This is a genomic window from Sphingobacterium zeae, from assembly GCF_030818895.1.
GTDB classification, from domain to species: domain Bacteria; phylum Bacteroidota; class Bacteroidia; order Sphingobacteriales; family Sphingobacteriaceae; genus Sphingobacterium; species Sphingobacterium zeae.
This window is the reverse complement of sequence record NZ_JAUTBA010000001.1, coordinates 4123780-4135977: the sequence shown is the minus strand read 5'-3', so window position 1 is coordinate 4135977 and position 12198 is coordinate 4123780. Positions and strand designations below refer to the sequence as shown.

Genomic DNA, 12198 nt, shown 5'->3' with positions numbered 1-12198 from the left:
GCTATAATTATTGGAGGTGGAGCCTGTGGATTAATGTGTGCAGCACAGGCAGGACTGTTTGGAAAGAAGACTTTAGTGGTGGAACGAAATGATAAAGTCGGTGCAAAGATCTTGATTTCCGGAGGAGGAAGGTGTAATTATACCAATACCGGTACTGGCCCAGCAAATTTCATTTCTGAAAATCCAGATTTTTTGCATAGCGTGTTCAGGCAATGGACTGTGGAGGATACTGTTGTGTTTTTTGAAAGCTATGGCATTGTGGGGCAGGAGAAGACCTTGGGGCAGCTATTTCCGCTAACAAATAAAGCAAAAGATATTGTTGCTGTGTTTTCTAAAATTTTATATGAAACGGATCAGGATATTGCTTTAAATACCTTGGTGAAATCTGTTGAGAGAAATGCCGAAGGTTTTGTTGTAACAGTAGAAAATGGAGCAGGTGAATCCCACTATCATAGCCCAAAAGTTATCGTTGCTTCGGGAGGACTTCCGGTTCAAAAGCTTGGCGCATCAGACTTTGGTTTACGCCTAGCCAAAAAATTTGGTTTGGAGGTGGTCGGTACAGCTCCTGCATTAGTACCGCTGACCATAACAGGAAAAGATGCCGATTGGTATAGTTCCTTAGCTGGAAATTCGGTATTCTCAAAGGTATCTGTTGCCGGAATGTCTTTTGAAGAGAATATTCTCTTCACGCACTGGGGATTAAGCGGACCCGCAATTCTTCAGATATCAAGTTATTGGCGGCCTGGAATGGAGATTACGATTGATTTGTTGCCTAATTTTAATTTGGAAAATTTGATTAAACAGGAGCGCCAATACGGCGGAAAAAGATTTGTTTCCCAATTGTTGAACGATCACTTTACGAGGAAATTGGTTGATGCTCTTGGAAAATTCCTGGTATTGGATACCAAAATCGCCTCACTGAGTAAAGCTGATGCGAAATTGATTGTCGACACGATCCATCGCTTCAAGGTAAAACCTGCGGGAGATAAGGGGTATGATAAAGCCGAGGTCATGCGTGGAGGAGTATCAACGGAAGAGCTTCATCCCAGGACTTTAATGTCAAAAAAAGTTGAAGGCCTTTATTTCGGAGGAGAAACCGTGGATATTACCGGATGGCTGGGCGGCTATAATTTCCAATGGGCTTGGGCTAGTGGTTATGCCATTGCTAAAGATATTTAGCCTTTTTGAAGGTGACAATGCTTCCCATCTATATGGGAAAATCACCTAACCGGTAGAATGAACTGAAATACTATACATTTTTTTTATCCAAAGGTCTGTCTACAGATTCTTAGGTATAAAGTTGTAAGGCAGCAGCCAAGCGCTGTTTTATTCTCGTTTGTAAATTTCTTGGGGAGAGTACTTTAATGGATTCGCCAAAACCTAAAATTTCTCTTTCCAGTTCAAAGTTAAGTACAACATCGATACGAATTAAGATTGAACCATCCTCCTTTTTGTCTAAAATCTGCTGTGACGCATGTAAGGGTTTTGTTGCTACATAAGGTGCATTTTTTGCATTGACTTGCAGTATCACCCGGTGTCCGCGGTCCTTTTGTGTCTTCGTTACGCCTATGGTATCCGAAAAGTAACGTTCGAAATCGACCCCTGTATATTCCCTGTATGAATTTTTACCCATTTCCTCAATGGCATTGATCCGATCGAGCGCTAGTGTCATCAATCCTTCACTCTTTTTATGGTGACCAATTAGAAACCATCGGTTACGATATTCTTTTAGGAGATAGGGCGAGAAAACGATATCCTGCTGTTGTGTTGCTTTGAACGATTGGTAGCTGATCAGGAGTGGTGTTTTTTCACGAATGGCTTGATGCAGTGGACTGATAAAAGAAAGGCCTTTGAGCAGATTGTTGCTTTCCATTTGTATAATAGAAGGTGAATTGTCCTTTTTTGTATGGATGCTATCTTCAAGTCGTGCGACGATATCGCTCATTTCATCAAAGCTGGAGAAACCGCTCACATGCTTAAGTACCTCCACAGCCTCCTTCATTTTTTGCATGTCACCGACGGAAATCGGTGAATTGCTAATGCTATAGTTGGGATCTTCATAGGTGTAGAATTTGCGGTGCGAGACGACAATAGGGGCATTGTAGCCGAGCTTATTGCTACGCATGAGTTGAATATCACCTTGTATGGTGCGTTTACTTATCCCATTTTTGATTCCTTCAAATTCATAAAGTGCATCGGAAACCTTTTCCATAAGATCTTCCAAGGTCCATTTCCGATGTCGTAAACGAAGACAATGGTCAATCGTTTTATAACGTATAAGAGCTAGTTTATTGAGAGCCATGCTTTTTTTTGATAGATTGAAAATACAAAAACTTTCTTTATCTGCGCAAGGTAATTGCGTAGATTTTTATGCCTGTGATTCAAAATGAATGGACTTTTCGAAATTGAAAAGAAATTCGGGTTTATCCGAGTAAAATAGCTACTTTTGCGCAGAAGCAAACTGGTTCTATCGCTGCTCTGTTTGAGAGGAGAGGAAAGTCCGGGCAACATAGAGCGACACGCTTCCTAACGGGAAGGCTGCTATGGAAATAGTAGACAGAAAGTGCCACAGAAAATATACCGCTTTTCGGAGTAAGGGTGAAAACGTAAGGTAAGAGCTTACGGTCTTGTATGGTGACATGCATTACGGTAAACCTCGTGTGTTGAAAGACCAAATAGGTTGCGAAAATCGAAGGCTGCTCGTCTTCTTTCAATGTATTGGAATTCGTAATGGGTAGGTTGATTGAGTTTGTCAGCGATGGCAAATCTAGATAAATGATAGAAATTCCACTTCGGTGGTCTACAGAACCCGGCTTACAAGGTTTGCTTCTTTTTCGCTAATTGCCAAAAAAAACTTATATTGATTTTCATAATTGAAAAAATAGCATAATTCTCTATTTATGAGTACGATTTTAATCATTGATGATGAGCGCGCCATCAGAAGTTCGTTGCGTGATATCTTGGAATATGAAGATTATACGATTTTAGATGTCGACAATGGCCGGGATGGTTTAGATATTTTAAAAAAGGAAAAAATAGATCTTGTTCTGTGTGATATCAAGATGAACACGATGGATGGGATGGAAGTGTTGGCGGATGCCCACCAAAGCAGTCCAGATATTCCCTTCATAATGATCTCCGGACATGGTACGATTGAAACCGCTGTTGAAGCTGCGAAAAAAGGAGCATTTGACTTTTTAGAAAAGCCACTGGACCTAAATAGATTATTGATCACGGTTCGAAATGCATTGGATAAAAGTTCCCTAGTCACCGAAACTAAAGTTCTGAAACGAAAAGTTAGCAGTTCGAAAACGAAAGATATATTAGGTGAATCTGGGGCTATCAAACGTATTAAAGAAACAATTGACCGTGTTGCACCAACTGAGGCTCGCGTATTGATTACTGGAGCGAATGGTTCAGGAAAAGAATTGGTTGCACGTTGGTTACATGAGAAATCAAATCGCGCACAAGGCCCATTAATTGAAGTCAACTGCGCGGCAATACCTTCCGAATTAATTGAATCAGAACTGTTTGGGCACGAAAAAGGATCTTTTACATCGGCTATTAAGCAACGTATTGGAAAATTTGAACAAGCTAGTGGCGGAACATTGTTTTTAGATGAGATTGGTGATATGAGCCTTTCGGCGCAGGCAAAAGTATTAAGAGCGCTACAGGAACATAAAATTACGAGAGTGGGGGGTGATAAAGAAATTGATGTCAATGTACGTGTGGTTGCTGCGACTAATAAGGACTTATTGAAAGAAATTGAGGATGGTAATTTCAGAATGGATTTATATCACCGTCTTTCTGTTATATTGATCCATGTACCTGCATTAGTTGATCGCGTTGATGATATCCCTTTATTATCTACTAATTTCTGCGAAGAGATCTGTATGGAGTACGGAATTCCCGTTAAGGATATCACTACAGCAGCCATGAAAGAGTTAAGCCACCTTCCTTGGACGGGAAATATTCGCGAATTAAGAAATATGATTGAACGTTTAATTATTTTGAGCGACAAGTCTATTACCGACAAAGATGTCATTGCCTTTGCCAATCCTTCGCGCGAACCGTTAAACAGTGTAGCCCATGAAAAAGGTACAACAAATTATGGGTTAGATATGGACTCCTTTGATTCGTTTCAAGATTATAAAGATCATGCTGAAAAGGAATTTATTAAATATAAATTGGAGAAAAATAATTGGAACGTTTCGAAAACGGCCGACGACCTTGATATTCAACGTAGTCACCTCTATAGTAAAATAGAAAAGTTTGGTCTGAAAAGAGATTAATCGCTGCACATAAAATTTTATCCAATGAGCTGCCCGCGAGGTTTTGTGCCGAATTGGATGAAGCAGTATAAAAAAAGAGATTCTCAAAGGAATCTCTTTTTTTATACATCCAACAACAACCGGAGTATTGTGAACTAAAGTTTTAGCTACTGTGTCTTTAGAATGGCTTCAACATGCGCTACTGATATTTCCGTATAATTGTTGATATAATCGTTGCTTACAGGCAACTCTTCTTTTTTGTGCGTTGAAAGTACGGCAACAACTTTCATTTCAGCATTTTTTGCTGCCGTAATACCCGAAAAAGAATCTTCAAACACTATACAGCGATCGGTTGAAATTTGAAGATTTTCTGCCGATTTTAGGTAAACCTCAGGATGTGGTTTATGTAATTTTACATCTTCGCTGCTTAACGTGGAAGAGAAAAGATGGCGTATTTTTAATTCATCTAGAATTAAATCCATGTTCTCACGGGGAGCAGATGTCGCCACAGCAAGCTTAAACCCCTTTTCTTTTAATTCAGTTAGAAACTCAATTAATCCCTTACAAGGAGCTACGTGCTCCTTGTAAATAACTCTAAAGAGCTGCTCTTTTTCAAATTCAAGCATTCGCAGTTCCTCAGTAGATATCGGGCGCTTAAAGAAATGTTGCATAATATAACTATTATGCTTGCCATACATATGCTGTTCAAATTCCTCTTCTGTAGCCTGTTGTAGATTATGTTTTTTAAAAAAAGCTCTAAAAGCTTCGGCATGGAAAGGGTTGGTGTGACTGATGACACCGTCCATGTCAAATATCGCTGCGTATTCTGTCATTGAGCTAATATACAATAATTGCCCTATTTGGCCGGTGTTATAAATTCATAATCTGGTAAATATTTTCTTTCGGTTAGAGGAAGCTGAGATTAAAGCGTCCTCGATCACAACTGCTTACCTCGTTGTTAAATTGGAAAAACTCTTCATAATTATGGGCTGGATAGCTACCTTCAAAAAGTTCCAATTTTCTGTAGGTGAATAGTTTATCGTCTTTTATTTCTGACTTAAATTCATATTTTCCAAAGGATTTCTCAATGATTTTCTTCTCAGGAGTTACGTTTTTGAGTATATTTTCTGGAAGCGCAATACTAATGCTATCGATATCGACAAAGCCTCTTTCAATGAAAATATCTTCTGTTCTATTTTTGCTTTCAGGGATATTGGAACGCATATTAAATAGATTAGGTTGGATTAAAAGTTTATTGCCATTTTTTACAGCATAATTTTTAACAAAAATATTCAGGTTCTCTTCAATAAATGGATTTTCCTCCTTATGTTCAATATAGTTTACCTGATCAAAATTAATATTGTCAATATTGTAGTATTCCGTGAGAAGCTTATTCTTATCATTATTGTTGGCTAAAATCACGTCCATATGGTTCTCATATTGGGTTCCATAAAACTTGGTGTTTAAGGTCCCTTGGATGCTTCCGTCTTCAGAAAGTTTTAGGTCAGCATAACGAAGTTGAAGATTAGTGGAGTTAAGGTATTTCGGCGTATGCATGATTACACCGCCATTTTCGGTACAGGCAACCACATCTCTATCGTCTGTAAAATCACTCAGAAAACCAAAGGGAAGGTTTTGGCTAGTACATTCCAACCAGGTCGTATCATTTTTGAATGGAATACATAAGATGACATGGTTTCCATCTTGGGCATTTGCAAAGGTTTTATTGAAGCTTTCTTTGCGTCTTCCAGCTTCAACGATGCAATAGTAGGAAGGGATATTGACGGCCGACAGCATACTTCGCATGTAGTTGACTAACGCTTTACAATCGCCATAGCCCAGACGGTCCACTTCTGAAGCAGGAAATGGTTCCAAACCGCCAATACCTATCTGAATACTGATGTAGCGTGTGTTTTTTTGTAAGTAATCGTATAGAATTTTTGCTTTATCCTTGTCTGAACTGGCATTTTTGGTCAATGCAACAAATTTTTGTTTGGAAGCTTCGGTCAGATCTTGTTTTTTGTTCAACAAGCTATTCGACACCCAATTGCCAAACTCTTTCCAATCCGAGAAATTTCCTTCCTTACCATAGTAAATAAAGTTTTTGGGAACGATGAGCACATTTGTTCTTTTTAGATTGGGGTTGGGGCCATAGGATTCATCCTTTCTTGCTGCAATCTGTTCTACAGTCCAAGTTTTGCTTTCGGTTTTCTCATTTTTCTCTTCTTTGATGCTGCCTGTATAGTTCTTTGTTTCAATTCGACATTCGGTGCCAAGGGGAGCAATAAATTGAAAACTGCTTTTTTCCACAGAAACGTTGTTCGACACCTCAGGAGTCCAAGATGGAATGATCAAATTTTGTTTATTTTTCACTTCGTATTGGTATTCCACCGTATAAGGATAGCTGTGGTAGTCTGGGACATATAATTTTACCCGTGAATCGGCAAACATGGTACTGTTGTCCACAGCGCTTATATCTTTGAAATCTTTCGTTGCAATTTTCTTTTGCAATATCCCCATTTCATTATAAATCGCTCCTTTTAGATTTTTGATTTCGCTGGACTTACTATAATAGACCGGGAGGGAAGCATAGCGATCTCCATTTTTATTATAAACAGTAATGGCACAAGTTATGCTCGTAATCACCTGTTGAGGAGATTTCATTTCTACCACAGTTTTATCATTACGGACAGTTGCTACTGCCCGGCTCTTTAATGCACTCGGGATATTGGCGACATCGTAATTATCTTGCCCAATTGCGAAGATCGGAAGTAAGAGTAAGGTGACGAATAATAAGATTTTCATTTTTTACCGGTTAATTTTATGTCTAGCTTTTGCTGTTGAATGATACGAGAATACAACTCTTTGAGCGAAAAATACTCATCGACTGAAAATATAGGTTTGTTAAACACCAGGCTCTGTAGGATTTCAAGCTGATTACCGTCGACTTGTGTCACATATCTATATTTTGCAGCTGACTCTGGGAGTGCTAAAGAAGCATTTTGTGGTTTTTCGACAATTTCATATTGATCAGGAATTGTCAATTTGATTGAGTACAAGGTCTTGGATTTAAAACCCATATCGACGGGGTAAGTTCTTTCCTGCGCCTTAAATGGATTGTAGGAAATCCTATCAATAATATTGGGCGCCAAAACCAGTACATCTTGTCCCATCTGTTTGGAGACATCCATTGTAACATCAAATTCTTCTATTAATAGCTGATCAATATCCTCCAAATTTTGGATACTTGATTTTGTTAAGGTGATATTGGGCATTTCCTCGTCTAGTTTTTCCCAGTATTCTTCTAAAGAATTGAATTTAGCGATATGCTGGCGCTTTAATAGTGCCTTGTTTCCTTTACTGCTGATAGTCAGTTTTCCCTTGATTTTAAATTGGTCATTCAATGTGCCCTCCAATACATAGTTTACATCGGAAGATTCTTCAGCAGTCAGCGGATACCAATCGGAACTCTTTTTAGAGTAAATAATTCTTCCCCGTTCATTCAGGCATTGTAAGGGCAGTTCACCGAAAGGTAAGTATGCATTGGAGGCATCAAGCTTATACTTTATCCCATTAATATCTACGCAGGCGATCACATAGTCAAAGTCAGACAGCACTGGAAACAGGGCGTTTGGAGTACCCTTTCTTCGTGTTGAAAGAATAACCGGGTAGGCCTCGAGATCAGCCGCCAGCAAGGCGGTTACCAGTGCTAAGTTGATATCTCCAATATTTCCAGTCCGTCTTTCCAAAGCTTTTTCGATACCTGATTCGGCGTATTTCCCTAAATAGTTATTCCATTTTATTTGCTTATTGATATAGCCATAGATCTTTTTTGCCTTTTCTAATTTTGTATCAGTAGGCGATACTATCGTTGTCAAACTGGTTTTAAATAGGTCTGTTTTTTTTAATTGTCCACCAAACGCCTTTTCATTCATCAGATCTGTATCGACGTCTTTCCAGGTTTTGCTAAATGTCTTCTTGCTACCCGTGCTCGGATAATAGATCGATTCAAGCTCATAATAGATGGCAGATTTGAAATTGGTTGGAGACGTCATGTAGTCTTCTTCTACAAATGCCGGAATATTCTTCATGGAATAGGTCAACTTAGAACAATCCATTCGTAATCCATCAAGAAAAATGTATTCTTTCAATACTTCACCTTTTTGATCGCTAAGCTTATAAGGGCCACGTAAGACCACATTGTAGGTGAAAGACGCAGGTATGATGGCGATATATTGGCTTTGTATTTTGGGAATATCATCTTGGAATTCCCATGTTTTGAAATTGAATAAATCTTGTTCCAACGTCCGATAGGATACTTCAATAATAGATCCTTCTTTAATACTCGGGAGTGTAAATTTATTTAGATCTAGATAGGCGGAGTAGTTTTCTCTGAAAACTTTCTTGTTTTCAAGTTCCGTTTTCTCGATTCTGCCGTTTTCTAAATTATAAGTAACGGCCTTTAGTTCGTCAAAATAATCACGGATGTAACTTCCGCGTTTATAGGAGGGAATTTCAAAATTAGCTTTTTTAAATCCTTCTTTATTATTGATACGGATAATTACATGGTACTCATGTTGAAGTTTTATACGATTATCATAATCATCAACAAAAACAGAACTTCGTCCAAATTCATTGAGCACGATTGCATTGGCATTACTATCCAAATCTGTTCGCGAGAAATCCGAAATAGAAACTTTACCAAAGTCAAAAGTTTGGGCTATACTATTTGTATAAATAGAAAATATTAAAAATAGCGTTAAAAACTGGCGCATAACTATAGGTGTAATAATTCACGAATATAAGTTTTTAGCCAAAATTAAACGATACTTCCGTATAATTATTTATCTAGTTGCAACAGATTATTAATGATTTCGTTGATATTATCGATATCTTCACCATCCTCCAGCATAGAGAATGCAAGATAGGTGGCGTATATTTCAGGACTGAATTTTACGTGTTTATCAGCGATAAATTTATCGATCTGTTCTTCATTGCACTCAAAATGAATGCTTTGTAATTCATTGAAAAGATTGGTTGAGATAGTCTGATGATTTTCACCACAGGCAAATCCTGCAATGATATGGAATAGAAACTTATCGGTTATTTCGTCATCCTCTTTTTTAAACATAGCACGAATATGCTTATAATCGAATTTAGTTTTTGCGCTATTCACAATAGTATCCCAAATCTGATATTCTGCTTTTGTCTCCATAGCTCCTTTTAAATTTATAATGGTATACCCAATATAGTAAAAATAATTTGACTTTTGGCAAGGAATATGAAACTTATTGGTTTGATCTATAGAGCTGCAATAAGCGGATTATCTCTACGCATAAAATTCACGGGATTGTCAAGTAGAGAACGCGATATCAATGATGACGGGCTTAGGCTTGTAATGCGGAGTTTAGGCTTGTAATAAGTTAAACACAATCTCCCCTAAGAAGCAGCCTAATATCACACCAAATAGAATCGACAAAATCACTTTTAACCAGAATGGGCTTGTTGCTAAAATCAGTTTCATGCCGCAAAATTGCTTTAAAAATATATTGGAATGAAGACTTTTCTCTTATTTAAGGCTGGCTGTGGCGATGCGTTGACATGAATTTTTGGCGTTATGCTATGGTAATTTAAAATTAATAGCTGGATTCAATTTTTTTAGTAATTTAAACGGGAAAATGAAATGGTTTAAACGAGCTAATTTATAATTATGATAACACGAATAGTAATAATCATTGTTCTATTTTGCCTGTCGAAGGCTGGATTTGGCCAACAGGTGAATATAGATAAAATTCGAAGGGAATATGCAGGGGCCGTAAAGGATGAGGATCTATGTGAACATAATTTAAAAGTGTTAAAGGAGGGGGCCAAATCACCTACTGATAAAGTATACTTGGCCGCTTATCAGATCCTATTAGCGAAACATATCGGTAATCCATTTAAAAAAGTTGGGCAGTTTAAGGAGGGTAAAAATTATTTGGAAGAAGTAATAAAAGAAAATCCAAATCATATTGAAGCACGGTTTATACGTTGGAGCGTACAGGTACATGCGCCTTCTTTTTTGGGATATAACAATAATATCCTTGAGGATAAAAATTTCCTTGTTAAAAATCTTTATAAATTACCCAATGAAGAGGCTAAATCAATTATTTATAATTATCTCAAAGGCGCAAATCCCTATCTTAAAGGTGGGCAAGTATTTAGCGCTACAGAGCTGAAGGAGCTAGCCCAATAGGACGTTAAAGGTTGTTAATTTGACAAGACTGTGGGGTATTTTGGCTAGAATATTGCGTATCTTGTTCTATGAATTAATTCAACATCTACAAAAAGAGTATATCATGAAGAATTTAGTTTTTCCAATGACTGTATTAACGGCCAGTTTGTTTGTTATCGGATGTGGTGTTAGCAAAAAGCAATATGCTGGTTTACAGTCCGACTATAGTAAATTACAAACGGAGCACAGTCAATTGACCAAACAATATCAGGATGGACAGCTTCAATTGGCTGAAGGTCGGACACGGATCAAGAGTTTAGAAGATCAGTTGGCCTCTGAACGACAAAATAATGCGGATCTCCGATCGGCTTATGCTGCTTTGCAGAAATCGCTCGATAACAGTATTAATCAGAATTCACAGGGAAATATTAATATTTCCAAGTTGGTTGATGAAATTAACGCTTCAAATAAATATATTAAGCATCTCGTTGAGACGAAAAACAAATCCGATTCCTTGAATCTGGTATTGACCAATAATTTGACGAGATCGCTTAGCCGTGAGGAATTGCAGGAAGTTGATGTACAGGTATTAAAAGGGGTAGTTTATATCTCACTTGCTGATAATATGCTTTACAAATCCGGTAGCTATGAAATTAATGATAGAGCCGACCAGACATTAAGTAAAATTGCGAAAATTATCCAAGATTATAGAGATTATGAAGTATTGATTGAAGGTAATACCGATACCGATCCAATTTCTAAACCTAATATTCGGAATAACTGGGATTTAAGTACTTTACGGGCTTCTTCTGTGGTACAGGCTTTACAAAATAAATATGGTGTGGATCCTAAACGCTTAACTGCAGGCGGTAGGGGAGAATATAATCCAATTGCAGATAACACAACGGCTCTAGGTAAGCAACGGAATAGAAGAACGCAGATTATTATCACCCCTAAATTGGATCAATTTATGGAGTTGATTGATAAGGCTCCGGAGGCTACCGAGGTGCCATCAGCACAATAGATTTTAATGAGGTAAATAAAAAAATCCTTTCCGAAAACGGAAAGGATTTTTTTATTATCCAAAGAATTTAGTCGGGTCAAAACCGTGCTCTTTCAACACATCATCTGGTACACCATTCCAGACTCCAGGTTTATTTCCGGCATAGCCGATATCTTTCACACCCATTTCACTCGTGTAAAATCCTGAGGAAGTCAGGTTGCGCATTAATGAAAAGAAGGCGGCACCTTGTTTCATTTCCGGTTTTGCCAAGTCAGGGTAGGCAATATCATCTACCAATGCAAGTTGATCTTTTGCACTGCATTTGATAAATACTGTTCCGTAACGCTTTTTGGATTGGAGGTCGAGCCAACGAAGTCCGCCACGCATAGGGATTTTATTATCCGGCAAATCTTTTACGATAAATTCGATGAAATCGGGTACTCCCGCTTCCGAAGCACTTCCTGAAATGTTATCCTTAGGAATAATAATATCCGCCAAAACAGTGATTGTAGCCATTTCATGTTCGTCAAAAAACTTTTCGGCATATAATTGTTCCGTGCGTTCGTATTCAAAATCCTGGACTCCAGGTAATTTTTTGCTATTGTCTGCTACTGCATTTTTAGCATCTTTTGAATTGCAAGCTGCGGTTAAAAGACCAGATCCAGCTGCAATTAATCCTAATGCTCTTAAAGATTCTCTTCTATTCATGC

The 12198-nt window shown here is 37.9% G+C and carries 10 protein-coding genes and 1 other RNA gene; 5 read left to right on the top strand and 6 right to left on the bottom strand.

The genetic code is table 11. The features are described 5' to 3' along the window. Positions 1-33: 33 nt before the first annotated feature. The gene (locus QE382_RS17385) at positions 34-1179 is read left to right on the top strand and encodes a BaiN/RdsA family NAD(P)/FAD-dependent oxidoreductase (RefSeq protein ID WP_370877900.1); all 1146 of its coding nucleotides are present in this window, start codon (positions 34-36) and stop codon (positions 1177-1179) included. Between the two features lie 109 nt (positions 1180-1288). On the opposite strand, the gene QE382_RS17380 is transcribed toward QE382_RS17385, so the two are convergent. After that, complete coding sequence (locus QE382_RS17380; protein ID WP_307187036.1) at positions 1289-2302, bottom strand: helix-turn-helix transcriptional regulator; 1014 nt, start codon at positions 2300-2302, stop codon at positions 1289-1291. 152 nt (positions 2303-2454) lie between these two features. Between QE382_RS17380 and rnpB the strand changes: the two genes are divergently transcribed. Beyond that, an RNA gene (rnpB, locus tag QE382_RS17375) (RNase P RNA component class A) lies at positions 2455-2833 on the top strand. A gap of 67 nt (positions 2834-2900) precedes the next feature. Further along, the gene (locus tag QE382_RS17370) at positions 2901-4292 is read left to right on the top strand and encodes a sigma-54-dependent transcriptional regulator (protein WP_307187035.1); all 1392 of its coding nucleotides are present in this window, start codon (positions 2901-2903) and stop codon (positions 4290-4292) included. 146 nt (positions 4293-4438) lie between these two features. On the opposite strand, the gene QE382_RS17365 is transcribed toward QE382_RS17370, so the two are convergent. From QE382_RS17365 to QE382_RS17350, 4 genes are all read right to left on the bottom strand, one after another. Next, positions 4439-5104, bottom strand: a complete 666-nt coding sequence (locus tag QE382_RS17365; RefSeq protein ID WP_307187034.1) for an HAD family hydrolase — start codon at positions 5102-5104, stop codon at positions 4439-4441. A gap of 73 nt (positions 5105-5177) precedes the next feature. Then, positions 5178-7076, bottom strand: coding sequence for a DUF3857 domain-containing protein (locus QE382_RS17360; protein ID WP_307187033.1), 1899 nt, complete (start codon positions 7074-7076; stop codon positions 5178-5180). Next, positions 7073-9046, bottom strand: coding sequence for a DUF3858 domain-containing protein (locus QE382_RS17355; protein ID WP_307187032.1), 1974 nt, complete (start codon positions 9044-9046; stop codon positions 7073-7075). The genes QE382_RS17360 and QE382_RS17355 overlap by 4 nt, the downstream gene beginning before the upstream one ends. Before the next feature lie 65 nt (positions 9047-9111). After that, positions 9112-9486, bottom strand: a complete 375-nt coding sequence (locus QE382_RS17350; protein WP_307187031.1) for a hypothetical protein — start codon at positions 9484-9486, stop codon at positions 9112-9114. Positions 9487-9981: 495 nt separating this feature from the next. Here QE382_RS17350 and QE382_RS17345 point away from each other — a divergent pair, with 495 nt between their 5' ends. Together QE382_RS17345 and QE382_RS17340 are read left to right on the top strand one after the other, a co-directional pair. Continuing rightward, positions 9982-10506, top strand: coding sequence for a hypothetical protein (locus tag QE382_RS17345; RefSeq protein ID WP_307187030.1), 525 nt, complete (start codon positions 9982-9984; stop codon positions 10504-10506). 103 nt (positions 10507-10609) lie between these two features. Further along, entirely contained in the window at positions 10610-11509 is a 900-nt protein-coding gene (locus tag QE382_RS17340; protein WP_075994703.1) for an OmpA/MotB family protein, read from the top strand. A 54-nt stretch (positions 11510-11563) separates the two neighbouring features. Here QE382_RS17340 and QE382_RS17335 read toward each other — a convergent pair whose 3' ends face one another. Beyond that, a complete protein-coding gene (locus tag QE382_RS17335; RefSeq protein WP_294184724.1) occupies positions 11564-12196 on the bottom strand; it encodes a gluconate 2-dehydrogenase subunit 3 family protein in 633 nt (210 codons plus the stop codon). Positions 12197-12198: the final 2 nt, after the last annotated feature.

Excerpts from the sequence above, each read along its gene's own strand:
- QE382_RS17385 (WP_370877900.1), top strand. The coding sequence starts at position 34 with ATGTGTGCAGCACAGGCAGGACTGTTTGGAAAGAAGACTTTAGTGGTG.
- QE382_RS17380 (WP_307187036.1), bottom strand. The coding sequence starts at position 2,302 with ATGGCTCTCAATAAACTAGCTCTTATACGTTATAAAACGATTGACCAT.
- QE382_RS17370 (WP_307187035.1), top strand. The coding sequence starts at position 2,901 with ATGAGTACGATTTTAATCATTGATGATGAGCGCGCCATCAGAAGTTCG.
- QE382_RS17365 (WP_307187034.1), bottom strand. The coding sequence starts at position 5,104 with ATGACAGAATACGCAGCGATATTTGACATGGACGGTGTCATCAGTCAC.
- QE382_RS17360 (WP_307187033.1), bottom strand. The coding sequence starts at position 7,076 with ATGAAAATCTTATTATTCGTCACCTTACTCTTACTTCCGATCTTCGCA.
- QE382_RS17355 (WP_307187032.1), bottom strand. The coding sequence starts at position 9,046 with ATGCGCCAGTTTTTAACGCTATTTTTAATATTTTCTATTTATACAAAT.
- QE382_RS17350 (WP_307187031.1), bottom strand. The coding sequence starts at position 9,486 with ATGGAGACAAAAGCAGAATATCAGATTTGGGATACTATTGTGAATAGC.
- QE382_RS17345 (WP_307187030.1), top strand. The coding sequence starts at position 9,982 with ATGATAACACGAATAGTAATAATCATTGTTCTATTTTGCCTGTCGAAG.
- QE382_RS17340 (WP_075994703.1), top strand. The coding sequence starts at position 10,610 with ATGAAGAATTTAGTTTTTCCAATGACTGTATTAACGGCCAGTTTGTTT.
- QE382_RS17335 (WP_294184724.1), bottom strand. The coding sequence starts at position 12,196 with ATGAATAGAAGAGAATCTTTAAGAGCATTAGGATTAATTGCAGCTGGA.